This window comes from Gluconobacter morbifer G707 (assembly GCF_000234355.1).
GTDB classification, from domain to species: domain Bacteria; phylum Pseudomonadota; class Alphaproteobacteria; order Acetobacterales; family Acetobacteraceae; genus Gluconobacter; species Gluconobacter morbifer.
In genome coordinates this window covers 23,841-49,397 of record NZ_AGQV01000001.1, presented here as the reverse complement: position 1 = coordinate 49,397, position 25,557 = coordinate 23,841, and the positions used below count along the sequence as shown (strand labels likewise).

The 25,557-nt window shown below is 59.6% G+C and carries 21 protein-coding genes and 1 pseudogene; 13 read left to right on the top strand and 9 right to left on the bottom strand.

Annotated features, from left to right (window positions below; all coding sequences use genetic code 11):
* The first annotated feature begins 169 nt into the window (after positions 1 to 169).
* Genes GMO_RS00190 through nagB form a run of 5 tightly spaced genes read left to right on the top strand, consistent with a single transcriptional unit; the run spans position 170 to position 5,305 of the window.
* The gene (locus GMO_RS00190; RefSeq protein ID WP_040507298.1) at positions 170 to 1,147 is read left to right on the top strand and encodes an N-acetylglucosamine kinase; all 978 of its coding nucleotides are present in this window, start codon (positions 170 to 172) and stop codon (positions 1,145 to 1,147) included.
* On the top strand, positions 1,144 to 2,097 hold the full coding sequence (locus tag GMO_RS00185) for an SIS domain-containing protein (RefSeq protein ID WP_008850194.1): 954 nt from the start codon (positions 1,144 to 1,146) through the stop codon (positions 2,095 to 2,097). Before GMO_RS00190 ends, GMO_RS00185 begins: the two co-directional genes overlap by 4 nt.
* Positions 2,098 to 2,126: 29 nt before the next feature.
* Positions 2,127 to 3,410: a glucose/galactose MFS transporter gene (gluP, locus tag GMO_RS00180; protein WP_008850193.1), complete on the top strand. Its 1,284-nt coding sequence runs from the start codon at positions 2,127 to 2,129 to the stop codon at positions 3,408 to 3,410.
* The gene (nagA, locus tag GMO_RS00175; RefSeq protein WP_175282573.1) at positions 3,410 to 4,516 is read left to right on the top strand and encodes an N-acetylglucosamine-6-phosphate deacetylase; all 1,107 of its coding nucleotides are present in this window, start codon (positions 3,410 to 3,412) and stop codon (positions 4,514 to 4,516) included. The genes gluP and nagA overlap by 1 nt, the downstream gene beginning before the upstream one ends.
* Before the next feature lie 45 nt (positions 4,517 to 4,561).
* Entirely contained in the window at positions 4,562 to 5,305 is a 744-nt protein-coding gene (nagB, locus tag GMO_RS00170; protein WP_040507297.1) for a glucosamine-6-phosphate deaminase, read from the top strand.
* A gap of 54 nt (positions 5,306 to 5,359) precedes the next feature.
* On the opposite strand, the gene GMO_RS00165 is transcribed toward nagB, so the two are convergent.
* The 6 genes from GMO_RS00165 to GMO_RS00140 all read right to left on the bottom strand — a co-directional run bounded on the left by GMO_RS00165 (position 5,360) and on the right by GMO_RS00140 (position 14,620).
* Positions 5,360 to 7,540, bottom strand: coding sequence for a beta-N-acetylhexosaminidase (locus tag GMO_RS00165; protein WP_008850190.1), 2,181 nt, complete (start codon positions 7,538 to 7,540; stop codon positions 5,360 to 5,362).
* Between the two features lie 103 nt (positions 7,541 to 7,643).
* A complete protein-coding gene (locus tag GMO_RS00160) occupies positions 7,644 to 10,073 on the bottom strand; it encodes a TonB-dependent receptor (RefSeq protein WP_008850189.1) in 2,430 nt (809 codons plus the stop codon).
* Positions 10,074 to 10,406: 333 nt separating this feature from the next.
* Positions 10,407 to 11,309, bottom strand: a complete 903-nt coding sequence (locus tag GMO_RS00155) for an ROK family protein (RefSeq protein ID WP_008850188.1) — start codon at positions 11,307 to 11,309, stop codon at positions 10,407 to 10,409.
* Between the two features lie 13 nt (positions 11,310 to 11,322).
* Positions 11,323 to 12,162, bottom strand: coding sequence for an ABC transporter permease (locus GMO_RS00150; protein WP_008850187.1), 840 nt, complete (start codon positions 12,160 to 12,162; stop codon positions 11,323 to 11,325).
* Positions 12,159 to 13,076, bottom strand: coding sequence for an ABC transporter permease (locus GMO_RS00145; protein WP_008850186.1), 918 nt, complete (start codon positions 13,074 to 13,076; stop codon positions 12,159 to 12,161). The genes GMO_RS00150 and GMO_RS00145 overlap by 4 nt, the downstream gene beginning before the upstream one ends.
* Positions 13,073 to 14,620 (bottom strand): ABC transporter substrate-binding protein, encoded by a 1,548-nt coding sequence (locus tag GMO_RS00140; RefSeq protein ID WP_008850185.1) that lies wholly within the window; start codon positions 14,618 to 14,620, stop codon positions 13,073 to 13,075. Before GMO_RS00140 ends, GMO_RS00145 begins: the two co-directional genes overlap by 4 nt.
* Before the next feature lie 145 nt (positions 14,621 to 14,765).
* Between GMO_RS00140 and GMO_RS00135 the strand changes: the two genes are divergently transcribed.
* The 6 genes and pseudogenes from GMO_RS00135 to GMO_RS14575 form a co-directional block, all read left to right on the top strand.
* Positions 14,766 to 15,905 carry an ROK family transcriptional regulator gene (locus GMO_RS00135; RefSeq protein ID WP_008850184.1) on the top strand — a complete coding sequence of 380 codons (1,140 nt, stop codon included), beginning with the start codon at positions 14,766 to 14,768 and terminating at the stop codon, positions 15,903 to 15,905.
* On the top strand, positions 15,902 to 17,392 hold the full coding sequence (locus GMO_RS00130; protein WP_008850183.1) for a M81 family metallopeptidase: 1,491 nt from the start codon (positions 15,902 to 15,904) through the stop codon (positions 17,390 to 17,392). The genes GMO_RS00135 and GMO_RS00130 overlap by 4 nt, the downstream gene beginning before the upstream one ends.
* A complete protein-coding gene (locus GMO_RS00125) occupies positions 17,389 to 18,393 on the top strand; it encodes an ABC transporter ATP-binding protein (protein ID WP_008850182.1) in 1,005 nt (334 codons plus the stop codon). The genes GMO_RS00130 and GMO_RS00125 overlap by 4 nt, the downstream gene beginning before the upstream one ends.
* Positions 18,363 to 19,181: an ABC transporter ATP-binding protein gene (locus GMO_RS00120; RefSeq protein WP_008850181.1), complete on the top strand. Its 819-nt coding sequence runs from the start codon at positions 18,363 to 18,365 to the stop codon at positions 19,179 to 19,181. The genes GMO_RS00125 and GMO_RS00120 overlap by 31 nt, the downstream gene beginning before the upstream one ends.
* Positions 19,168 to 19,911 (top strand): copper homeostasis protein CutC, encoded by a 744-nt coding sequence (locus tag GMO_RS00115; RefSeq protein WP_008850180.1) that lies wholly within the window; start codon positions 19,168 to 19,170, stop codon positions 19,909 to 19,911. Before GMO_RS00120 ends, GMO_RS00115 begins: the two co-directional genes overlap by 14 nt.
* 63 nt (positions 19,912 to 19,974) lie before the next feature.
* Positions 19,975 to 20,171: pseudogene (locus tag GMO_RS14575) on the top strand (IS5/IS1182 family transposase); the annotation flags it as partial.
* A gap of 70 nt (positions 20,172 to 20,241) precedes the next feature.
* Here the strand turns inward: GMO_RS14575 and GMO_RS00110 are convergent.
* Together GMO_RS00110 and GMO_RS00105 are read right to left on the bottom strand one after the other, a co-directional pair.
* The gene (locus GMO_RS00110; RefSeq protein ID WP_040507505.1) at positions 20,242 to 21,258 is read right to left on the bottom strand and encodes an alpha-E domain-containing protein; all 1,017 of its coding nucleotides are present in this window, start codon (positions 21,256 to 21,258) and stop codon (positions 20,242 to 20,244) included.
* A gap of 26 nt (positions 21,259 to 21,284) precedes the next feature.
* Positions 21,285 to 22,757: a circularly permuted type 2 ATP-grasp protein gene (locus tag GMO_RS00105; RefSeq protein ID WP_008850177.1), complete on the bottom strand. Its 1,473-nt coding sequence runs from the start codon at positions 22,755 to 22,757 to the stop codon at positions 21,285 to 21,287.
* Between the two features lie 307 nt (positions 22,758 to 23,064).
* Here GMO_RS00105 and GMO_RS14310 point away from each other — a divergent pair, with 307 nt between their 5' ends.
* Positions 23,065 to 23,208: a hypothetical protein gene (locus GMO_RS14310; RefSeq protein WP_008850175.1), complete on the top strand. Its 144-nt coding sequence runs from the start codon at positions 23,065 to 23,067 to the stop codon at positions 23,206 to 23,208.
* Positions 23,209 to 23,275: 67 nt separating this feature from the next.
* Positions 23,276 to 24,358: a zinc-binding metallopeptidase family protein gene (locus GMO_RS00100; RefSeq protein WP_008850174.1), complete on the top strand. Its 1,083-nt coding sequence runs from the start codon at positions 23,276 to 23,278 to the stop codon at positions 24,356 to 24,358.
* Between the two features lie 262 nt (positions 24,359 to 24,620).
* Here GMO_RS00100 and GMO_RS00095 read toward each other — a convergent pair whose 3' ends face one another.
* The gene (locus tag GMO_RS00095) at positions 24,621 to 25,556 is read right to left on the bottom strand and encodes an ABC transporter permease (RefSeq protein ID WP_008850173.1); all 936 of its coding nucleotides are present in this window, start codon (positions 25,554 to 25,556) and stop codon (positions 24,621 to 24,623) included.
* Between the last annotated feature and the right edge of the window lies 1 nt (position 25,557).

Here is a 25,557-nt window from a genome sequence, read left to right as displayed (position 1 = left end):
ATGGCTGCATTCCAGGACAGAAAAATCTGTACCGCTTTCGCAGTTCGCGCGTAAAGCGCTCATTGCACGCGGTCATGGGACGCATATCCAATCACTATAATGACTTGACATGAGTGCATTCCAACAGATCATATCGTTTCAGGATCAATTTTCAGGGCAGCCCGGACCCGTGACGGAATCCAGCATTGCAGCCATCGACGGCGGAGGCACCAAAACGCTTCTTGTCGTGCTTCATCGGGACGGGACGGTTGGCAGGATCGTCCGTGCGCCGGGCTGCAACCCGTTTGACAGGCCAGACTGGAAAGCCATCCTGCAATCCCTGCTGACGCAGATTCCCCGGACAACCGAAGCCCTGGCCCTCGGTCTGGCTGGTTATGGGGAAACCCGTCTTTTCGGACAGCGCCAGAGAGACGCCGTCCATGACATCATGTCCTGCCCTGTTCACATAACCGGCGACGTGGAAATGGCCTGTACGGGCGCTTTTGGCGGACAAGCCGGGGTGCTGCTGCTTTCGGGGACAGGTTCGATGGCATGGGCGACGGATGGTCGCGGTCATCATGACCGGGTCGGTGGCTGGGGCAGTCTGTTTGGTGATGAGGGCAGCGCGTTCTGGATCGGACGGCAGGCCCTGTCACTTCTGACCATGCTTCTGGATGGTCGCAATCAGGACGATCAGGCTTTTTTCGAACCGTTCGCAACCGCCATGGGACTTCCGCCTGATCCCCTGACCTGTGGAGCGGCACTAATGGAATGGTATGGCTCGCTTGAGCATGAACGGTCTTCCGTTGCTGCTCTGGCTCGGGTGATCTCCGACCTGGCCGGGCAGGGCGTTGTCCCCGCCCGGCGCCTCATGACACAGGCGGCCGATCATCTCGGTCTGCATATTGACGCTGCGAGGCGTAAATTTCCGGATGCCCATCTGCCCTGGAGTTACGCGGGGGGCACCCTTCAGAGTCCGATCCTGCGTCATGCCATTGCCGAACGCTGTGGCGCGCCTGTTCCCCCGCGTCTTACGCCCATCGGTGGCGGACTGCTCAGCGCCGCGCGTCTGGCCGGATGGGCGCCGGATGACCGATGGATAGCCCGAACCGCCCAGACCCTGCACTCCGCTGAAACGGCCCTCACGATGGAGACGTCCGCGTCATGAACGCAACAGAACGCAGCATCCGGCAACAGTTCCCGCTCTGGGACAGGGTGACGATCCATGACCTGCATCCCGATCCGGACACGGTCAGTGTCGTCGTCGGGTGTGGAACATCCGTGCATATCGCTGACTCCATCGCTGCCAGCCTGAACATGCAGGGCATTTTCGCCCGGGCTGTTCCAGGCAACGAATGGACGCGCCGCCCGCAGGATTATGTTCCCAGCCGGATCCGTCCGGCTATCCTCGCCCTGTCGCGGAGTGGAGAGTCGACCGAAACCGTTGCCGCTGCCCGGGAAAGCCGCAGACGGAATCTGCATGTCACCGCCTTTACCTGTGCACCGGGGACGTCTCTTGAACATTGCGCTGACGAGACGGTCGTGGCCGGGACGCATCCCGAAGAAGGCATCGTCATGACGGCATCCGCCAGTCTCATGCTTCTCATGGGACTGCGTTACGCCGGAATTTCCGTAACACCCGCAACAACGGATGCGGCACTGGCGCTCCTTGATGCCGCGGATCCTTTGTTGCCTCCCCTGATCGCGGACCGGTCGCATTTCGTATTTCTGGGAGGTGGCGCGCTGTATGGCATCGCACGGGAAGGCGCGCTCAAACTTCAGGAAATGAGCCTGAGCCAGACGGAGGCCCATCATCCGCTCGAATACAGGCACGGCCCCATCAGCCTGATCGATGATCGCTCGCTGGTTGTCATGCTGTATCATCCGGAGACCCTGAAGGAAGAAAGCCTTCTGGCTCATGACCTGATGGCAAAAGGCGCGCGGGTACTGGGGCTGGGCGGCCCCGGCACGGTATCGCTTCCTGTGGCACAGGACGCTTCGGTCCGGCCGCTTGTCGTGCTGCCCGTTCTTCAGCTTCTCGGCGAATACGTAGCCCGCGCGCATGGTCTCGACACGCTTGCTCCCCGCCATCTGACCAAAGTCGTCACCGTCGCATGATCTGACGGGTCCATGGAGTTCAGCCTGACATGACACAGACATCCGGCACCAGCCTGACCGGACGCTATGGCCTAGCCCCTCTCGGCGTCGCAGCGGCCATCTTCTTCATCATGGGCTTCGTCACCTGGATGAACGGCCCGCTGATTTCCTTCGTCCGCGTTGCCTTTGATCTCAGCGACACCAGTGCGTTCCTCGTGCCGATGGTGTTCTATCTGTCGTATTTCCTGTTTTCACTGCCGGCGTCGGTCCTCGCCCGGAAAACAGGTCTGCGCCGTGGGCTGTCAGGCGCACTGGTGCTCTGTGCCATTGGGGTGGCTCTGTTCGGGCAGTTCATTTCCATGCGCATCTACGGTGGTGCCCTGACAGGGCTTCTCGTCATGGGAGCAGGCCTGTCTCTGATGCAGGTGGTGATCAATCCGCTCGTCAGCCTGCTTGGACCGTCAGAACGCGCGGCCCAGCGCATTGCCATCATGGGCGTCAGCAACAAGGTCGCAGGCATTCTCGCTCCGATCGTTCTGGCCACGATTGTGATGGGCGATATCGGCAGCGTCGCCCAGAAGACGCAGAACACCACGGACCCCGTGGCGCGCGATGCCATCCTGTCCGGATTTGTGCATGCCATTTATGCCCCTTACATGACGATGGCCATCGTTCTGCTTGTCGCGGCTATCGGGGTGGCGATGTTTCCCCTGCCTGAACTCCAGGCCGAGCCTCTTCCCGGCCCGGCCGGGAATGGCGCGCGCATTTTCCGCCCCCATCTGGTCTTCGGCATCGTGGCGATGTTCCTGTATGTCGGGATCGAAGTCATGGCAGGGGATGCCATCGGCACTTATGGTCAGGGTTTTGGCCTGCCGCTGAGCCAGACGAAATTCTTTACGTCCCTGACGCTTGCCGCAATGCTCAGCGGTTATGTCGCGGGGTTTCTGGTCATACCGCGCCTCATCACACAGGAACGGTTCATGGAACTCTCCTGCATCGCCGGCTGCATTCTGACCATTGCCGCTTTCCTGACCCACGGCTATGCCTCCGTGCTGTGTGTGGCCCTGCTGGGTGCGACCAATGCCATGCTGATGCCCACGATCTTCCCCATCGCCATTCGTGGCGCAGGTCCGTGGACGCCCCTGGCCTCCGCCTTGATCGTCATGGCGTATAGCGGCGGAGCCATCACGCCGCAGATCTATGCCGCCCTGAAACCTTATGTCGGTTTCCAGGCCATGTTCGCGATTCTCGTGCTGCCGTCCTATCTTGCCGTTCTCTTTTATACCCGGCGCTATGGGCAGACCGGCATTCTTCCACTGGATCAGGAGTCATGATGTCCTATCTCGACGGCCAGATCGTCCTGCGTGACCGCATTGTCGCCGGACGGGTTCACTTTGACAGCCATATCCGCCAGATCGACCCTGCCTCCACGGCCTCCGACCGCTATATCCTGCCCGGTTTCATTGACGGTCATGTTCATGGCGGCGGCGGAGCCGACACGATGGACGGTGTGGACGCCATTGAGACCCTGTCCCGCTTTCACCTCGATCATGGCACCACGACCATTCTGCCGACCACCATCACCGCGCCCTGGTCGGACGTCATGGACACCCTGCGCGCCGTGAAGGAAGTCTGTGACAGGGGGATCAGGAACGGACCACGCGTTCATGGCGCCCATCTGGAAGGGCCATTCGTCAGTCCGCACAAGCTCGGTGCACAGCCGCCTTTCAATATCGAACCGACCCCGGACCGTGTAGTGGACGCCGTCGGGACAGGTTGCGTCCGCATCGTGACGATTGCTCCAGAACTGGAACATTCCGAAAACGCAATGAAATCTTTTGCCCGTGCGGGCGTACGCGTCAGCCTTGGGCACACCACCACGGATTATGACGGCGCCGAACGTGCCATCTGCATGGTCTGCGCCGCGGGCGGTACTGTAGGTGGTACGCATCTGTTCAATGCGATGTCTCCCATTGAAGGCCGTCGCCCCGGGCCGGTCGCAGCCCTGATGTGCAGCGACGTGGCCTATGGTGAAATGATCTTCGACACGCACCACGTTCATCCGGCGAGTTTCCGGCTGGTGGAGCGAATGATGGGAGATCGTCTGCTGTTTGTCACGGACGCCATGCGCGGCACCGGCGAACCGGACGGACCGAGCGACCTCGGGGGTCAGGCCGTCGTGATCCGGGACGGCGTGGTGCGCCTGCCTAGCGGCAGCCTTGCCGGGAGTGTGCTGACGCTGGATCAGGGACTGCGCAACGCCATCCAGTCCGGCATGTCCCTACCCCGGGCCGCACGCCTCGTCAGTACGAACGCTGCCGCCTATCTCGGGCTGCATGACCGGGGCGCCATTGCACCCGATCTGCTGGCCGATTTCACGGTTCTCGACAGCAATCTTCAGGTCAGCGAAGTCTGGGTCAATGGCCAGCGCGTCTCCTGACTGCCTCCTCTTTACCCCATGCCATCAGACAGGATTCCTGCCCTCATGAACGTCATCGTCACTGACAGCTCGGAGCAGGCTTTCAGCCGTGCAGCCTGGATGATCGCCCATGAAGTCCGCAGTCATGCCAGTCCTGTCCTCGGACTGGCCACAGGGCGCACGATGGAAAGCATCTATGAGCTTCTCGTTCAGCAGCATGAAACCGCCGCGCTCGATTTTTCAGGCGTCACGTCCTTCAATCTGGACGAATATGTCGGTCTCCCGGCGACGGACCCAAACTCATACCGCTATTACATGCAGAAACATCTGTTTGCGCATGTGAACGTACCGCCCGCGCAGATCCACGTTCCGAACGGCGTTGCTCCTGACCTGGATGCGGAATGTGCGCAGTATGAAGCGGCCATCCGCGCTTCGGGCGGGATTGGCCTGCAACTTCTGGGCATTGGTGAAACCGGACATATCGGCTTCAATGAACCGCCTTCAGCCTTCGACAGCCGCACCCGCGTTGTTCATCTTGATGACGTCACGCGGCGGCAGAACTCAGGCATGTTCGGCAATGATCCGTCCCGCGTGCCGGAACGTGCCCTGACCATGGGCGTAGGAACCATTCTCGAAGCGCGGAAACTCCTGCTTGTGGCTGTTGGTGAAGGCAAGGCGTCCATCATCAATACAGCCCTGAACGGACCGATCAGCGAAGATGTCAGTGCTACCGCCATCCGCCTGCACGGTGACTGCACGGTTATTCTGGATGAAGCCGCCGCCGCCCTCTGGAAACGGACGGCGCAGTGACCGTCCGGTGATCTTTCTGTCTTAAGGCAGAAAGATCACCGGTCATCCAGAGAGTTACTCGCCGCAGAGCGCATGAATGCCCGGAACGATCGCGATCATCAGTCCGGCCGGGCTTTCAAGCTTGCCGGATGCCGCCTTGACGAGATTATCGGAGTCCGAAAGGACCGTCGTCCAGTTCTTCAGGACAGCCAGGGAGGCCTCCGGCATTTTCCTGTGCGGGTGCGCCAGGGCATCCAGTCCCATCTGGGCCAGAACCGCCACGTCATGAGCAACTGGAACAGCGGGTGCCAGCCCTGCCGCTACCGCGACCTGGCTAAACGCCGCATCATTGTTCACCCAGCCCTGAAGCATGGCCCGAAGCTGCCCGGCAAGGGCGTGGTCACCCTGCGCATAACGTGCGGCCAGTTCATTGAACCGGATCGCGGCCGCAGGGTCGGGAGACACGATTTCCCCGATCGCGTCCAGCGTCTTGTCATGATGTTCGACATACCGGTTCATGGCGTAATTCCGCAGAGGCACGGTCGCTTCCGCGAGCGTTTCCACCGGGGATGGATCGGCCGGTGACAGACGCTCGGCCATGCGCGCCGCGTTGCTGCGGGCCTTCAGGCCGGTCTGCTCCAGTTCGGACCCCACGACATTGAGACGACGGTACATGTCCGGTACATCCCGCACGTCCGCCGCTGACCAGAAACGCTCGGCGATTGCAGCCGCCCGGGGCCAGAACCGGCCATCGAGCATTTCATCCGTCACGACCTCGCTCCACAACGGTGCTTCACCACCCAGCACAAGCTGCTTCTGAGCATCATTGAGAGGCGGCGGTGGCGGATCGATCAGGAACGCATTGACCAGAACAGGGTCCATACCCTTGGAAATCATGCGCTTCGCATCAGCTCGGTTCACGCCGACCGCAGCAGGATCGTAAGGATCGACCAGATAATGCTGCGCGGCAGGTTGCAACAGATCCAGATAATATCCGACGGACACGATGACCGGATGCCCGGCGGCTGTGGCGGACGCTGTGAATTTCGAGCTGCGCCAGGGCTCGACGACGACAGTTTTGGGGATGGGCGCTTCACTCACCTCGTCCCAGCCGACCATCACCTTGCCCTGGGTAGAAAGGATTTTCTCGACCTGTGCCGTAAAAGCGGCCTGCAGAGCCTGTGGCGTGTCGAAATGATGGGCCTTCATGTAGGCAACGATTTTCAGATTGGTCACCCACTCCTTGGGGTTCACCTCATCCCCACCGGAATGAAAATAATGATCCGGGAACAGCTTCCCCATCTCACCGTAAAGCTCACGGATGACATGCAGCGTTTCGGGGAGCGTCGGATCGAATGCAGCGGTATTCAGGTTTTTCGCCACAGGGTTGACCGGGCTCTGGGCTGCCAGTTCCGGCCGCGCCAGCAGAAGCGCCAGCGCATGTCCGGGAACATCAAACTCAGGAACGATGCGGATGCCACGGTCCCGGGCGTAAGCCACCAGATCGCGCATCTGTGCCTGCGTGTAGTATTGGCCGTGCGATCCCTTGGCCGTCAGTTCCGGCAGAACATGGCTCTCGACGCGGAAACCGGTGCCATCGCTCAGATGCAGATGCAGCACGTTGAGCTTCAGCAGTTCCATCGCATCGAGCTGGCGACGGAGCGTCTCGATCGTCATGAAATGGCGTGACGTATCGATCATGATGCCCCGCCAGGGAAAGCGCGGGCTGTCCGTGATCTGCGCGAAATCGAGCTGGGCCCCGTTCCTGCCGTTCTGGACGAGCTGGAGGATCGTACTCATTCCGCGAAGAACGCCTTCCGGGCCATCCGCCACAAGCGAAACCTGACCGGCATCCACACTCAGTGTATAGCCTTCTTTCGCTTTCACGCTCAGGAAATCCGCATCCGGGCTGAACCGCACATGCAGCGTCGCAGGCGTTCCGCCCGGCCATGTGCTGGAGACCGGAACAGGTTGAATACGGCCAGCCAGCCTGTCGAGACGGTCCACGAAGCGGGATGCGGCGCGCTTGAGAAGCGCTGAGGGTTCAGTGTCCCATACAACGGTCAGGCCATCCTGCAGGGGAATGGCGCCATCGGACAGATGAACCGATTTTGGAACCGGCATCAAAGCAGGCGCGGAAAGATCCCCGGCATGAACAGGCGCTGCAAAACCTGACAGGGCCGTCAGGGCTGTAACGCTCAGGGCCAGGACCCGGGGAAGGACATTCCGCAGGCAGACGCCTTTGTCACTCTTCATGAAAGGACTTCCTTTTATCTGAATCAGGCTGAATTTCTAAAAAGACGTCAGGGCCTGATCCTGCTTTCCGGAAAGCAGGATCAGGCCACATCAGGGGGACGGATCAGAAGCCGGTCGACAGGGAGACCATGGCAGCGAAGTTGCCGCCAACCATGTAGGTCGGAGCACTGCCGGCGTTTGTGGCGCCATTCTTCATTGTCGTCGCCTTGGCGTTGGACGTGTAGCTGGCGGCGGCCGAACGGTAATGGTTGTCACCAATGTTCATGATGTTCAGCTGGATCTGCGGATGCTTGATCCGGCCGTACGACTTCATCCGGTAACCCAGCGCAACATCGGACGTGATGTAGGACGGGATTTTTTCATCATTCATGAACGTCGTGTACTGACTGTCGACATACCGGAGCTGGAAATTGCCGAAGAAACGGCCATCATCATAGTTCAGGCCTATGGCACCCGTGAATTTCGGAGCGCCCACGGCAATTTTGCCCGCTGTCGGCAACAGGCCCGATCCCGTGTTGAAATCATTGTCAAAAGTCGAATGCAGGTATTGCCCGGACAGATAGGGCGAGAAATGGTGCCAGCGTTTCAGGCCGATTTCCGCCTGGATACCGCGTGAGGTCTGACCACCGATATTGACCGGCGAGGACACCAGCGTATTCGTGCCGGGAATATAACCCGTTGACGTGATCTGATGGTTCGTCATGTTCAGGTTGAACAGAGACATCGAAAAATTATAGAAGCTGCCTTCCCGGCGGTAACCCAGTTCCTCACCGATCGAGTATTCCGGCTTCAGGCTCTGGGGCTGCATGACGGCATGCGCGGTATTGGGGTCGAAGATCTGGGAATAGGCCTCGACGGATTCAGGCGCGCGGAAAGAGGTTGTGCCGTTTATGTAAATCTGGTCGTGCGGCGTAATCTGGTAGCTGGCAGAGAACTGCGGAAGCGGCTCGAAGTAATTTCCCTGCATCTTGTACGGATCCGCACCCGGGACAAGGTTGGTGCCCTGACGGGACACCATGGCCACACGGAAACCCGCACTGACCGTCAGCTTGTCATTCAGGAGTTTCTGCGTATCGGCGATGAAGAGTGTATTGACCTGCTGCATGAAGTTCAGGTTGTAGCCGGACAGGATCTGACCATTGACCTTGATGTTCGTACCCGACCATCCCTGACCATTCGCATAGACCGGAGAGAAATCCGACAGTTCCTCATGCGTCGTGTAGGCGTACCACCAGCCGAAGGAAAACGTGTTGGAACTGGTGATGTTCCAGTCCGCGGAGATGTTCAGGCCGCCGGTCTTCTGGTTCCACGGATCGCGGCTGGATGTCAGGATGCTGCCATTCACATCCGTGCCGCGGTTAAGGTCACCATATTGCTGGGTCCCGAAATATCCGCCTGATGCCGGAATGTTCTCGCCACTCAGCGATGGTCCGAACTGATGGACGTAATAGGGCGTGACGTGCAGCTTGAGATTGTCGGCCAGCGTGAAGTGCATGGGCAGAACAATGAGCTGACTGTTCAGATTGGAACGCGCGAGCTTGTAATAGGTGGAATTGCCCGGCGACCAGACCCCGTTATAGGAAAAACCCCAGCCATACTGTTTCCACTGGGAGGCAGTCGGATTACGCCAGGGTGTGGATTCCTGCCGGTTATAGGAGAAAATGGCCGAGATGCTGTTGCCATCTCCCCATTCCTTCACGAATTTTGAATCGAGATGATACCGGAACAAACCACCGGGGCCACGGAAGTTGTTGTAGCCCGAATGAGAGAAGGACACGAAACCACGGATACCGGAATGACCGATATCACCGGTGTCCAGACGCAGGAACTCCTTGTTGGCGCTATGCGTGCCACCCGAGAGGTCCACATACCCGCCCTTCCTGTGGGCAGGATTGAGTTCCGTCGCCGTGATCTGTCCGCCGACCGCGTTGTAAAACGGCGCATTGAGATCCGGAGAGCCTTGGGAAACCGTCACTGACCCAAGGTTTTCGGAATCGACAAGCATGGTCGTGTAAGGCTGGTAATTGATCGGATCGGCCAGCGGAGCGCCTTCGAACAGATACCCGATCTGCGACTGATCGAGGCCACGCATCGTGATGTGATCGCCCGTCATGCCAAGCGGGTCCTGACTGGAAACGGTCACACCGGGAAGATCGCCAAGCATGGAGGTGATGTTGGAGGTTGGCGCCTGCTTGGCGATGAAGTCACGTGTGATGCCACTCTGGGACCGCGGAGCCGTCTGCTTCGGCATCAGGCCGCCACCTGGAGTCCTGTTCGTCACGCCATTCGAAGACACCGAATGACTTGTCACGGTAATTTCTTCCGGCTGGGGCGTAAACTGCCCCAGCACTGAAGACGACAGGCCGTTGGCGTGCCGGGACGTTCTTTTTTTACCAGACGCGCTGGCCGTTCCGTGTCCCTTGCCATGCGTTGTTTTCGTTACTCCATCTGCTGCCCGGACTTCACCCGCAGCGGCTGACAATCCGACAAACACCGTACAGGACAGACAAATCTGACGAAGTGGCAGCCGCATGTTTCATTCCTCCGTAGCAACAACCGCCGGACATCTGAGCGGTCACTTTTAATTATTGCCATCTAGAAACAACAATGAACGGGCCGCATCTTAATGCGCAATAGTTATCAAATAGGAATGATTTAATTTAATTGATGAACAAAGTATTTCGTTCACGATCGGGATCCGTGTTGCACAAAAAACACGATTATTGAAATAATATTACAAGAATACCGGCCTGGCGCATGGATTGAAGCGACCAATCAGGGAATCCCGACATCACGGAAAGAAAAATGCCCTCCCTGTGAGACCGGCCCACCAACTCCGCCCGGCACACAGCAGGGATTTTTCCTTTCAGAGAAAAGCGGCGCCCAGCAGACCGGCATTCGGGCCAAGACTGGAAGACACAAGCAGCGGCGTCTCCATGGGACGGAGAATCTTTTGCCGCGTCGCCAGATCAAGCGCCTCCAGCAAATCCGCCGCGTTCGACAAGCCGCCACCGGCTGGCACAATGGTTGCACCCGTGACATTGACCGCTACGGCAAGCGATGCCGACAGATACTGGATATAAAGCCCGACGGTCCGCACAGCCGTCGGCTCTCCCGCGCGCCAGGCCTGCAGAATGGCGCGGCTGTCCGTCTCTGCGCTGCCGCCGCTCCAGGCATACAGACGCTCAAGGCCACGCGCGCCACCAATCGTATCGATGCATCCTTTCTGTCCACATCCACACGGGAAACAGGGGACAAGATCAGCCGCTTCGGGGACGTCCGGAATGACAGGCCCATGCCCCCATTCCCCCGTCAGCCCCCCGGCACCAACAATGAGGCGGCCATCCAGGACAATCCCGCCACCAACTCCTGTTCCAAGGATAATTCCCAGGACATTGGCATGTCCCCGGGCCTGTCCCAGGCGGGCTTCGGCAAGGGTGAAGCAGTCAGCGTCATTCCCGATCCGGACAGTCCGCCCCAGACGTTCAGCCAGCCTCGGGGCCAGAGGTGTTCCGTTGATGCATGGAATATTGGCTGTGTTGCAAATATCCGTTTCCGGGTCCTGCAATCCGGCAATGGCAATATGAAGTGGAACCTGTGCGTCATAGACGCCGGCAAGCTGCTCGAGCGTATTCAGGAAAGCGGTGAGATCCTGTGCGGGGGTTGGCACTTTCCTGCGATCGGAAAAAGTCCCGTCCGGGAAGACAAGGGCGCAGTCGATGAACGAGCCGCCAATATCGGCACACAGGATGGACGTGTTCTGCTTCATGCCAGCGGTCTTATTATTTCCTGTTCTGCCCGTCGAGCCTGTTCCGGATGCCGTCACCCAGATAATTGAGCCCGATGACGGTCATGGCGATGGCCAGTCCGGGAAAGAGACAGGGCCAGAACGCCACCCCCAGCGTATTGCGTCCATCGCTCATCATGGTGCCCCATTCCGGCAGGGGCGGCTGCGCCCCAAGTCCCAGAAATGACAGGCTGGCTGCCGCAAGGACCACCTCACCACTGCTCAGTGTCAGTTGCACAAGCAGCGACGCCACAACATTTGGAAAGACATGGCGGGTCATGATCCGCACTTTTCCAACCCCGAGAACGGCCAGCGCCTCCATCCAGGTGACATGGCGCAACCGCACGATCATCGTCCGCGCCAGCCGGATGTAGACAGGCACAGAAAAAGCCGCGATGGCCAGCAGGGCGTGGAACAGCCCGGGCCCCAGAAAGCTGACGATCAGAAGCGCGAGGATCAGACCGGGAAAGGCGAACAGCACATCCGATACCGTCATGATGACGTTATCTACCCAGCGCGGCGCCATTCCCGAAATCAGCCCCAGCGGAATCCCGATCCCGGCCGCGACCACAAGACTAACCGTGATTTCCTCCAGCGTTAGCCGCAGCCCGTAGACAAGCCGGACGAAAATATCACGCCCGAAGGCATCCGTCCCGCAGGGATGCGCGAAGGAGGGCGGAAGAAGGACATGATACAGATCCTGCCGCGCCGGATCCCCTCCCAGCAACAGTGGTCCCAGCAGAGCGGCCAGAAACAGCGTGCCGCAGATCCCGCCGCCCAGCCAGAGTGAGAATTCGGGGCGACAGGACACCATCGCCGGAACACGTATTTTCATGATGTCCTCTGCCGCGGATCGAGCAGCAGATTCACGGCATCCGCAATAAGGGTCGCCACCAGAACGCCCAGCACGGCGAACAGTGTAATGCCCTGGACAACCGGATAATCCCGGTACCGAACAGAATCCACCAGAAGTCTGGCCACACCCGGCCAGTCGAACACCGTTTCGGTCACGACCGCACTGCTCACCAGCCCACCGAGATTGAGCGCCACAACCGTCACGACCGGCGCCAGCGCATTCGGCAGGGCATGGACGCCCAGAATACGCCATGGTGACAACCCCTTGGCAGCGGCCGTGCGGATATAGTCCTGTCGGAGGATGTCGCACATGCCTGTCCGCGTCATCCTCAGGATCAGCGCGGATGGCGTCAGGGCCAGAACAAAGACCGGCAAGACATAATGCTTCCAGTCCCCCGCCCCCATGAGCGGAAGCCAGTGCAACCTCACGGCAAATAACTCCATGCCGATCAGCGCTACCCAGAACCCCGCAAGAGACGCCCCGATCAGTGTGGCCGCCATGAGCACCGTATCCGGCCATTGCCCGGCCCGTACCGCCGCGACGATGCCGCCGGGAATGCCGACGGCCAGCGCCAGAAGATAGGCTATTCCACCCAGCGCCAGTGAATAGGGGAGCCTCTGGGCAATCAGGGTTGTGACATGGGAGCCATCCCGGAGCGAAAGACCGAAATCTCCCTGAAGGGCCTGATGCAGGAAATGAAGATACTGGGCCGAAAAGGGAATATCGAGCCCCAGCCTGTGCCGGAGCCCCTGCACCACAGCTTCCGGAGCCTGTGGTCCTGCCAGAAGCCGCGCGGGATCACCCGGCAGGGCATGAATGGCGAAAAAAACCGCAAAGGAAATGCCCAGCATGATGAAGGGAATGGCCAGAGCCCGCCGCAGAAGTGCCATCATGGCCCCTCTCCTCCGCTGACTAAGCCGCTCCGGGCATGGGCCACAAGAATTTCCCCATCCCGGCCGGCGCCTACCCCCTCGATCCCGTGCCGGACGCCATAAAGCGTATCCGTGACGTAAAGCGGAATAACGGGTGACTGCGCGCTCAGAAGTTGCTGGATCTGCTTCAGTTGCTCCTGACGTTCGGGACCACCGGGCGTTCTGGCTGCGGTATTGATCAGGCCATCCACCGTTGCATCTGAGAAAAACCCGAGATTGGCCGATTTCGGCGCCGCACTTGCCGAAGCATAGATCGGCCTCAGTTGCATATCCGCAATGAATGGTGCGGACCACGATGTCACGACAACGCCCGTCTGTTCCCGCGTTTTCACTTCCGGTGGTGCAAAGGCGGACTGAACCCAGACGCCGGCTTCCTGCCGGTGAATCTCCAGCGTCACACCAATCCGCTTCCACATCGCCTGCAGCGCTTCGGCGATGGGCTCCTCGGGTTCCTGAACCGTCGCAATAATACTGAATCCCCGTCCCTGCCCGGCGGAAACGAGAAGCTGGCGCGCTTCTGACAGTTTTGCACTGTCCTCGTCAGGGCCGCAGGGCAAGGCTCCGACAATATCGGGCGTCAGGGCATAGCAGGCCGGACGACCATAACCATGCAGCAATCCGGCCACGAGCCCTTTGCGGTCAACGGCCAGAGACAGGGCACGGCGCACCCGCGCATCATCAAGCGGTTTGAGACGGGTATTGAGTGCGGCCCAGAACAGACCGGCACCTGGAGCATCATACACCGCCGCAATACGCGCCGCCCTTTCGTGCCCCTGATAAAGACTGGCAAAAACCGGAGCGAGAGGAATGACAACATCTGCATTCCCCGTCTGAAGCGCCATGTTCAGAACCGAAGGTTCGGACGACCATGTCCATTTCAAATGCTCGAAAGCCGCTTTCTGCCCCCAGTAGGCTGGATTGCGCCGCGCCATGACATCATCGCCGGAATGCCAGCCCTCAAACACGTAAGGCCCTGTCCCGACCGCATGCTGTCCGAGATGTCCGCCGGCCACCGCGGCGGAGGAGACAACCGCAGCCTGCGTCTCAGCAAGGAGAGGCAGGAAATCCGCGTATGGATGGGCCAGCCGAAAGACAACCTCCTGCCCCTCGGCATGAACAGCCCCGATGACCGTCCGGATGACGCCCGCCCCTGCCAGCGGCACGGCGGGATCAAGCAGCCGATGGAAGGACGCTACTACGGCGGCTGCATCGCAGGTCGTTCCGTCATGAAACAGGACAGCCGGCCGGATATGAAAACGCCATTCCAGACGATCGTCAGAAATACTCCAGCTGGACGCCAGGACAGGAACAATTCCGCCATTCTGATCCAGACTGACGAGCGTTTCGTAAAAAGGATCCAGGACAGAGCGTGTCGCGGTCGCGTTCTGATCGGCCGGGTCCATGCTGCGTGGTGCTTCCGTCAGCATGACCGTCAGGGACGACGTATCCGCCGCGCGGACCATGGGAGCGGACATCATGACGCCCATCAGAAGATAAATCCGCAAACGCAGGCCACTCCCCTTTCCTATCCACGCAATATCGTTTCGGAATTAGTATCAGCCGTTCATTTAGTTATGGGAATAATTTTATTGACACAACGTAATTTTATCAACTGAAATAAGTCCTGTTCCGATCGCAGGCAGGACATTCATGTTTTCCTCAGGCCATCATCGTATCCTCAGCACGATCACGCGCCTCGGCCCCAAAAGCCGCACTGACCTGGCAAGACATCTCGAGCTCAGCAAAGCCAGCATTTCGATTTTCGTCCGTGATCTGCTCGAAGGTGGCATTTTGGAAGAGCAGGAACTGGTGTTCAGTCAGGGACGCCCTTCCGTCACGCTCGGTCTGCGCAGCGATGCCGCCAGTTTTATTGGCATTTCTCTTCATACTGATCCCGCAACAATCGTACTGACCGATCCGCATGGGGAAATCCTCGCCCGTCATCAGATCCCCCGCGAAATCGATCCCGAGACGTGTTTTTTCCGTCTTGGGGAGGCCGTTCACAAAGTCCGGCAGGAGGCCGGAGACGGGATTGGACAGACAACCGGAATTGGCGTCGCACAGCCCGGCTTCATCTCTCGGGACCGCCGGTTCTGCCTGGCCTCGGCAGCACTGGGATGGCGCAATGTTGATGTCGCCGGGGAACTGTCCGTGCTGACAGGTCTGCCGGTCTTCGTGGAAAATGACACGAATGCCCTGATCCTCGGGGAACAGCTTTTCGGCACCTCGGGGGACTACCCGAATTTCAGCCTGGTGTTCGTCGGCGATGGAATCGGCAGCACGCACATCATAGATAGCCGCCTGTATCGCGGCCACCATGGCGGGGCTGGAGAAATGGCCCATTCTCCCATTGCCTTTGATCTCCAGAACGCGCTGCCCTGCCGGTGCGGCAATCGCGGCTGTCTTGAAACGCTCGCTTCCCTTCAGGCCATCCGCGGCGCTGCACGAAGCGCCGGCCTTCCGGTTGACATCCCCGAACTGATCGGTCTTGCCAACCAGGGGGATCCGGATGCCCTGATCATCCTGCATCGCGCGGGTTCCGCACTTGGTTTTGGGCTGGCGCAACTCATCCAGATGTTTGACCCGAGCCAGATTGTCGTTCTGATGGACCCGGTCCTGAAAGACAGCGTGTTCGCGAACGTCATGAGCCAGGAAATGGAAGCCCACGTTCTCAAACGCGCAGGCGCGCAAAGCACGCTCGTCCTGCGTTCGGTCCATAACGACAGTTTCGCGCTTGGCGCCGCGAGCGTTGCCGCACAACAGCTTCTTTTTGGAAATGACTGGATATGAGCAAGACGCCTTCCTCTCCGTTCCGTATTGCATTCGGCGGCATTCATACGGAGTGCAGCACCTATAATCCCATCCTGATGCAGGAAAAGGATTTCCGCGTCCTGCGGGGACAGGGCATGACAGAGGCACCGTATTTCAGCTTTCTGAAGCGTTTCGACGCAACATTCCTGCCGCTGCTGCATGCCCGTGCTGTTCCCGGCGGTCCGGTTTCGCGCACGGCCTATGAGAGCTTCAAAGCGGAATTTCTCGAAAAACTTCAGGCTGCCCTTCCTATCGACGGACTGTATCTCGCCATGCATGGGGCCATGACCGTCGAAGGTCTGGACGATGCCGAAGCCGACTGGATCGGCGCTGCTCGTACCGTAGTCGGTCCGGACTGTATCGTGGCCGCCAGCTATGACCTGCACGGCAATGTCAGTCAGCCCATCATCAATGCCCTCGACCTTTTCTCGGCGTATCGTACCGCACCCCACATTGACGTCGAGCGCACGATGGATCGCGCCGTCGAAATGCTGCTTCAGGCCCTGAGTGACAGGCGTATTCGCCCGCAGATCATCTGGGCGCCCATCCCTGTGCTTCTGCCTGGTGAGCGGACAAGCACGGAAGATGAACCGGCGAAGTCCCTTTATGCCCGTCTTCCCGCATATGATCGTTCTCCTGGCATCTGGAATGCAGCCCTGATGGTCGGGTACGTCTGGGCAGATCAGCCACGCGCCACAGCCTCTGCTGTCATCACGGGCACTGATCCAGCCGCCATGGAACAGATCGCCACGGAAATCGCCCGGTCATGGTGGGATGCCCGGCACGCATTCCGGTTCGGCGTCCGGACAGGATCCGTGGAGGACTGTATTTCGTGGGCGCTTGAGGCGCAGAGCCAGCCTGCCATCATCGCGGATTCCGGTGACAATCCAACAGGCGGCGGCGTGGGTGACCGCGCGGATGTCCTGTCCGGCTTTCTCGACAGACAGGCACGGGGAGACATCATCAAGGACGTTATCATCGCCGCCATTACCGACCTGCCGGCCTGCGAAAAAGCCTTTGCCGCCGGCGTAGGGACGGAGACACGGTTCACCATCGGAACCTCCCTCGATCCCGCTGGTGTTCAGGTCACACTGACAGCCACGGTTCTCCGTCTGGTCGGACATGATGATCCTGCCGAACGGGAAGCCGTGCTCAAAGCCGGTGGCATCACGATCGTCATCGCAGCCCGGCGCCGTCCGTATCACAATATCGCGGATTTCCATCGTCTGGGCCTTGATCCGGCCCAGGCCCGCATCCTTGTCGTGAAATCGGGCTATCTCTCGCCGGAACTTGCTCCTCTTGCAAATCCGGCACTGATGGCGCTGTCCGATGGTGTGGTCAATCAGGACGTTGCGGCCCTGCCACGGCACAGGACCCATCGCCCCACGTATCCATTTGACACTGACTTTGACTGGTCTCCGTCTCTCCGCCGACAGACTCATGCCCGGTTCGCCACCGAAAAATGACGACCCCGCCTCCCGTCCTGGATATCCGGAACCTGTCCGTCCGCTTCGGGGCGGCCACGGCACTTGAGAGCCTGTCTCTCGACATTGCGCCAGCGGAAACATTGGCCCTGATCGGAGAATCAGGATCGGGAAAAAGTGTTCTGGCCCTGATCATCATGGGTCTTCTGCGCGGTGGGACCATTAGCAGCGGGGAGATCCTGCTCCGGACCCAGGGCACCACGACGGACCTGACCCGCCTGACACCGCGCGCCTTCCGGCGGCTGCGTGGCAACCGGCTGGCCATAATCTTTCAGGAACCGATGAGTGCCCTCAATCCGATCCTGAAGATCAGCACCCAGCTTGGCGAATGTCTGGCCCTGCATCGCCCTGACCTGTCGACCCGCAGGGCAAGACACGAAGAAGCCGAACATCTGCTGGCCCGGACCGGTATCCCTGACCCGGCTGGCGCACTCCGGTCATTTCCGCATCAGCTTTCCGGTGGCATGCGCCAGCGTGTCATGATTGCCATGGCGCTTTCGACAAATCCCGCCCTGCTGATCGCCGACGAGCCCACCACCGCGCTCGACGCAGCAACACGCATGCGCATTCTGGACCTCATCCGCACGATGGCTGCGGAACGGGGCACGGCCACCCTGTTCATCACCCATGATTTCAGTTCGGCCAGTGCCATCGCCGACCGCATCGCCGTCCTGTATGCCGGCCATCTGCTGGAAACAGGTCCCACGTCTTCCGTATTCACACAGCCTGCACATCCTTACACGCGCGGTCTGATCGCTTCCCTTCCCGATCCTGCAGCCCTGCATCCCGATACCGCAGGGCGTCTGCGCCTGCGGGACATGCCCGGCGCGATCCCCGGCCTGACCGAACGAGAGGCAGGATGCGTCTTCAGTCCGCGCTGCCCACTGGCCATTCCCGCCTGTCATGTTCCGCCCGTCCCTGTACTACATCTTGCCAGGAACCGGGATGTGGCGTGCCTCCGTCCTTCTTCAGAGGGCATCTGACCGACATGTGCGCCCTGCTCGATGTCCGCAATCTCGACGTTTCCTACCCGAGTGGTCCCTTCTGGAACCGAAAACGCATGTTCGTCGTCCGGGACGTCACCTTTCGGGTCGGAGCGGGAGAAACCGTCGGACTGATCGGGGAATCCGGTTCCGGCAAAAGCACGATCGCCCGGGCCATCATGGGACTGGCACCCGTGACGTCGGGCACTATCCAACTGGCAGGCCAGGGGCCAAGGCCCCGGCATGTCCAGATGATCTTTCAGGACCCGTTCGCAAGCCTCGACCCACGCATGAGCATCGGCCGGCAGATTACTGAGGTCCTGACGGTTCATGACATCGGGAATCCCGCAGACAGAGCCGGAAAAACGCGCGCCCTGCTGAATCGTGTCCGTCTGCCGGCTGATGCCTATGACAGGCTACCCTCTGCCTTCTCCGGCGGCCAGCGTGCCAGGATCGGCATCGCCCGCGCCCTCGCCGCCAATCCTGGCCTGCTGATCGCGGATGAGGCCACTGCTGCGCTGGATGTCTCCGTTCAGGCACAGATCCTGAACCTCCTGATGGACCTGCGCGATGACATGAACCTCTCGCTGCTGTTCATCACCCATGATCTTTCCGTCGTCCGGATCCTGTGTGACCGGGCCATCGTCCTGCGACAGGGCACTGTTGTGGAACAGGGCATAACGCGGGATCTGTTCTCTCAACCCAAGCATCCTTATACCCGCGCACTTCTTGAGGCGCATCGCCCCCTTGGCACCCTAGCGGATCATCCGGACCATGACCGAACTTGAAATCTGTGTTGATACATCCGCCGGACTGGCTGTCGCACAGTCACAGAACGTCTCCCGCATCGAACTGTGCAGCGCGCTGGCGCTAGGCGGCCTGACCCCGTCTCCCGGCCTGATGCACCTTGCTTCCAATAGCCCGGTCCCGGTTTACGCCATGATACGCCCCCGGAGCGGCAATTTCGTTTTTACACCCCTGGAGGAAGCCGCCATGCTCGCGGATATCGCCGCCGCCCGGTCTGCGGGACTGGCCGGCGTGGTTCTGGGCGCTTCCATGCCGGATCAGAGCCTGAACGAGGCCATGCTGAAACGCCTGATTACGTCCTGTGGTTCCATGGGCCGCACGCTTCATCGCGCCTTCGATCTTGTTCCCGACCCGTCCAAAGCCCTCGAAACCGTCATTCGGCTGGGGTTTGATCGCATCCTGACGTCTGGCTGCGCGCCGACCGCTCCTGAAGGCATGTCTGTGCTGAAAGCTCTCGTTCAGCAGGCGCGCGGCCGCATCGACATCATGGGCGGCAGCGGCGTAACCCCTGACAATGTTGCCATGCTGGTTCGGGAAACCGGCATCAACGCCGTCCACGGGTCATGCCGTCCACAGGTCTCCGCCAATTCGGAAAAAGACCTCCGAACGGACCGGAGCATACAGCTCGGTTTCGGAACCACACCTCCGCTTCCCAGCCCGGCCGTGATCCAGGCTGTCAGAACCGCGATGCAGAACCATGAAGACATCTGAACGGGCTTTCTGTCGCGTTACTGAATGACCTTCCTGCTGCTCAATAGCGTCTTGCAGATCGACGGTTATAACGGCGACTGGTTCAAGGATACCCTGTCGGAAGGGCATAAAGCCCTGCATTCCGGGTCGGAAGTCCCATAAAAACCCATCAGATACGATAGAAGAAAATACGGAAGACGTAACCGATCGGGATCATGTTCGGCCGCCTTAGGGGCTGGCATCGTATCGCAACGCGCTATGGCAGATGTCCGACCGTCTTCTTTCCAGACAGGAAGCCGTGGCATGCCAGAAATGGCCCTTCACGCGCTGTTCAGCGTATCCCGTTTGACCTCAGCTTTCCGTTCCCTGCTGCTGCTCACCGCCTTCCGCGCCCTGCAGTTGCTCGGTCGGCGGCCAGTAAGACGCTGCCATGTCGTTCTGGATCGCCTCGATCTGCTTCTGGATCCACTGCATGTATTCATGGAGCCCGCGAATAATGATGTCCTCGGCGGTCTGGTCTTCCAGTGTTGCTCGCAGTTCGGACAGCCTTTCCTGAATAGGATAATTCTGACGGCGCAGATTGTAATTGGCCGAAAGTGCAGCCAGCACCGCATCCGTCTGGCGCAGGTTCAGCGCCAAGGATCGCGGGAACCCTTCATTTTTCAACAGGAACCCCACGACATTGGCTGGCGTGGTCATGACAGGCTGAAGCCTGCGGAAAGCATGATAGGCCGCGGCAGACCGCAGGACCGACGCCCATTGCGTCGTATCGATTTCAGATCCCACCCCATCCTCGTCGGGCAGAAGCATGTGGTAGCGGGTATCAATCAGGCGTGTGATCTGGTCACTCCGCTCCAGATGGCGGCCCAGCAGATAGAACAGCCACGCCTGGTCGCGATAAAGCGTCCCTTCCGTAACGCCCGTATGCGTCTGACAGTCCTGCTTGATCCGGTTGCACAGGGCGGACAGGCCAGTCCGGCGAATGTCAGACGGATGCAGATCCAGGATCCAGCGCGTAAAGACATTCAGCTGCATCCACATTTCCGTGGAAATCAGCGGGCGAACAGACCGTGCATTTTCCCGCACGGCGCCTGCCATGGCCTTGATGGAGCTCGGGTTGTCCGCATCCGTGATGTAGAACTGGAGGTAATCCTCTTCCGTCGCCGCCGGATGGAGCGCGTTGAACCGGGCGTCATCCGATTTGATCTGAACGATCGTATTCCACACGGTCTTGCCGTCGGGACCGCGCACGAAAGCCTCCGTCACCTCGATGAGACGGGCAAGATTTTCAATGCGCTCCATATAACGTGCAAGCCATGTCATGCTCTCGGCATAACGGGACAGGAGCGTATTGAGGTTGGAGAGCATCCTGGTCGCAGGAGAAGAAAGCTGCGTCATACAGACATGACCCACGTATCCTTGGACCCGCCGCCCTGGGACGAATTCACAACCAGCGACCCCTTGCGCAACGCCACGCGCGAAAGACCGCCCGGGAGAACCCAGGTCGATTTTCCGGTCAGGGCAAAAGGCCGCAGGTCGACGTGACGCGCTTCCACCCCGGCATCACACAGCGTTGGCGCAACCGACAGATCGATCACGGGCTGACTGATGTAATTTGATGGATTAGCCAGCAGGCGTTCCCGGAACTCCTCAAGCTCGTGCGCACTGGCATGCGGCCCGATCAGCAGGCCATACCCTCCGGACTCACCCACAGGCTTGACCACCAGCTTTTCAAGATTGGCCAAGGTAAAGGCCAGCCCTTCCGGTTCCGCGCAGATATGGGTTTCCACACTGTCCAGTATGGCATCTTCATTCAGGTAATAGCGAATGATCCGGGGCATGTAGGCGTAGACGGCCTTGTCATCCGCCACCCCCGTTCCCAGGGCATTGGCAATCGTTACATTCCCCCGGCGATAGGCCTCCACCAGTCCGGGAACACCAAGCAGACTTTCCGGATTGAACGCCAGCGGGTCCAGGTAGGCATCATCAATGCGGCGGTAGATCGCATGAACCGGCCGGAGCCCGGCGACAGTCCGCATATAGACACGATGGTCCTCCACCAGAAGATCGCGCCCCTCCACAAGAGGCACCCCCATCTCGCGCGCCAGAAAGACGTGCTCGAAATAGGCGGAGTTATAAATCCCGGGCGACAGCAGAACCACCTGCGGGTCCACGATCCCTTCCGGTGCGACATCACACAGCGTCCGGTGCAGACGCAGACCATAATCCTCCACGGAACGCAGCGGAATTCCGGACGCCAGATCCGGCATAAGCCGTAGCATCATGTGGCGGTTCTCGATCACGTAGGAGACACCTGAAGGCGTGCGTGCATTATCCTCCAGCACCAGAAACCTTCCGTTCTTGTCCCGTATCAGGTCCGTCCCGTCGATATGGACATACACGCCCCCCGGAACGTCGATCCCGACCATGGCTTGGCAGTAACAGGGGTTTTTCAGCACCAGATCAGCCGGAATAATCCCATCCCGGAGGATATTCCGGTCATGATAGATGTCCCACAGGAACAGGTTGATCGCCCTGACGCGTTGCTGCACGCCTTTTTCGATGAACCCCCATTCCTGTGCCGTCAGGACACGCGGAATGACATCGAACGGCAGGACGCGGTCAATCGCCCTCTGGTCGGAATAGACGGTAAACGTGATCCCGAGACGATAAAGCTGGGTTTCCGCTTTTGATGTCCGGTGCCGCAGTTCCCTGATGTCCAGATGGGCAAGACGCTGCTGGATCACCCGGAGCGCTTCAGGAAGTTCTTTTCCCCTGTTCATGAGTTCACAGAAGAATTCAGGCTGGCGATAGGCAGAAAAAATACCGGCTTCCTGGATCTGGGATGGCAAGACACTGGTCTTCATCTGTTTGCCCCACTTCCTTCTCCGGCAACCCTGTGTGGACTACACCTTACCGGATCATTACGCTCGTTTATTAACCTATCAATTCCCCCCCGTTTGCCAAGCATTAAAAGCGCGCGGTTGTTCTGTTTCCTCCAGCCCCGTCAGGAGAACTGGTATGAGCGTTCCTCCCAGTACGGTGAAGCGTGGATCATATGTGGCGCCCCGGCTGGGGCAGGAAACGCACGGGCGAACAGGCCTTAAAATGCATTTCCCGAAACAGCCGGTATGAAGATGCACACAGGGCCCCGCCCTCACATGTTCTGTGACTATGACCGGTCTGTTTTCCGTTCACGCGCTGCACCGTTCCATCAGAGCAGACGCTGCTGTCCTGACCTGCTTTTCCATGCCGGTTCCCGCCCCCACGCGGCCCGATCAACGTGAAGTCCGGTTCGATATCCTGATGGAAGCGTAACATTTGCATCGGGACGTAAAAATCTGACATCATGCTCTGGCATGAGCCGCGATAAGGTACCGAAACTGTGAAACTTTTCTCCTGTCAGTGCTGTCAGCAGGCTCTGTATTTCGAGAACACGTCCTGTGAGAACTGCCATCATGCCGTTGGCTATCTCCCGGGCCTGTCGGAACTGACCGCGCTGGAGCCTGCAGGACAGGGCTGCTGGCATCCCCTAGAGCCGCAGGTGCGGAACGCGGAACTCATATATTGCTCAAATCATAACTATGACGCCTGCAACTGGCTGACGACCCCAAGCCAGACGGGCAATCCTGCATTCTGTTTCGCCTGCCGTTTCAACCGTACCATTCCGAATCTCGGAACTCCGAAAAACCTCGAACGCTGGCAGAAAATCGAAGTCGCGAAACATCGTCTGTTCTACACGCTGATCCGCCTCAAGCTCCCGATCCGGAGTTGGCAGGAAGATCCCGAAAACGGACTGGCCTTCGATTTTCTCGATGATGCTCCCGATGGCTCGGCTCCTGTCATGACAGGCCATGACAATGGCCTGATCACGCTTGCCATCCGGGAGGCCGATGATGCCGAACGTGAACGGATGCGCCTGGAAATGGGGGAACGTTACCGCACGCTCCTCGGGCATTTCCGCCATGAGATCGGCCATTATTACTGGAATGTCCTGATCCGGGACGGTGGCCGGCTGGACAGTTGCCGCGCCGTGTTTGGAGATGACAGTCAGGATTATCAGGACGCCCTGAAACACCACTACAACAGTCCTCCGCCCGAAGGCTGGCGCGAACATTACGTCAGCAGCTACGCGACCTCCCACCCCTGGGAAGATTTTGCGGAAACCTGGGCCCATTACCTTCACATCGTCTCCACGCTGGAAACAGCCTGGGCCTTTGGCCTCACGATTCATCCCGGCATCCCTGGCGCTACGCCCCTGTCCTCGGACGGTCCGGGAAAGGACCCGTATCTGACATCCACCTTCGACGAGCTCATGGCAGCCTGGGTTCCGCTCACTTCAGCCGTCAACAGCCTCAATCGCTCCATGGGCCTGGCGGATTTCTACCCCTTCGTGCTGACCGCGGGCGTCCGGGCGAAACTTGCTTTCATCCATGCCCTGATCCGGGAAACGCAGGCCCTTCGTTAAACAGCACCCAATTTTCATTTTCACGGAGCCTGCTTACGCACTTCCGGAAACAGGCTCCACCAAACGTTCCGGGTTCAGACAGTTGTGGTCTGGTCGGAGGAAACACTGATCAGAAGGACCGGCTGCTCTTTTCCCGCCCTTCGTAACAATATCCTTGCAACGGACCCGTCAGGAATGACGGCTGGTACGTGAACGCTGTACCGTTAAGGGTTTGCGATCAGACAAACCGCACGCTTATCTCGGTTACTGTTTTCAGACAGGCCTATCGCCCGCTGCGATAATATGGTGTGCCGAGGGCTGCGGGAGCGGCCATGGCTGAGCGGAGTTTCGCAAAGGCCAGCATGGGAACGATGATGCAGCCCACTGTTCCCAAATAGGGCAGTGTATTGAGAATGGCGGGCGAGACCGGCCATCCCCGGGCCTGCCCCATGAACCCGACAGCCGTGACCAGACCGAAGAGCAGGCCGGAAAGCACTGCGACAATCGGCCGGTAGCCTGCGAAAATGACGAGCGCCACCGCAATCCAACCCCGCCCGGCGACCATGCCGTCAGACCAGACCGGCACCACCGCCAGTGTCAGATCCGCTCCGGCAAATCCTGCCAGAACGCCCCCGACAATAACGGCCAGCGCTCTCAGCTTCATGACAGGCACGCCAACCGCGTCCGCCGCCGCCGGGTTTTCCCCCACCGCCCGCAGATCCAGCCCTGCCCGTGTCCGGAACAGCCAGAAATGCGCCAGAACGGGAAGAACGAAATAGATGAGGTAAACAAGGACATTCTGATTGAAGAAGGCAGGGCCGATCACCGGAATGGCGGACAGGACGGGAATGGAGACGGGTTCGAACACGGCGGAAACGGGGATACCGGCGACAGACCGCCCGATGACGGCACTGACGCCAAGCCCCAGAAAGGTCAAGGCCACGCCCGACAGAACCTGACTGGCGCGGAGCACCACGCTGGACAGCACGAGCACGCCGGCCCCCAGCCCTCCGACGAGACCGGCGGCCAGAAGCCCGAGCCAGGGATGCGGCGTGGCCTTCATGGTCATGACTGCAACGACCGCGCCCAAGGACATCAGTCCTTCAACGCCGAGATCGAGAACACCGGCGCGTTCGGCAATCACCTCCCCCAGAGCACCAAGCGCCAGAACGCCGCCGGACAGCACCGCATGTCCAAGAAGATCACTGAGAAGCGCCATG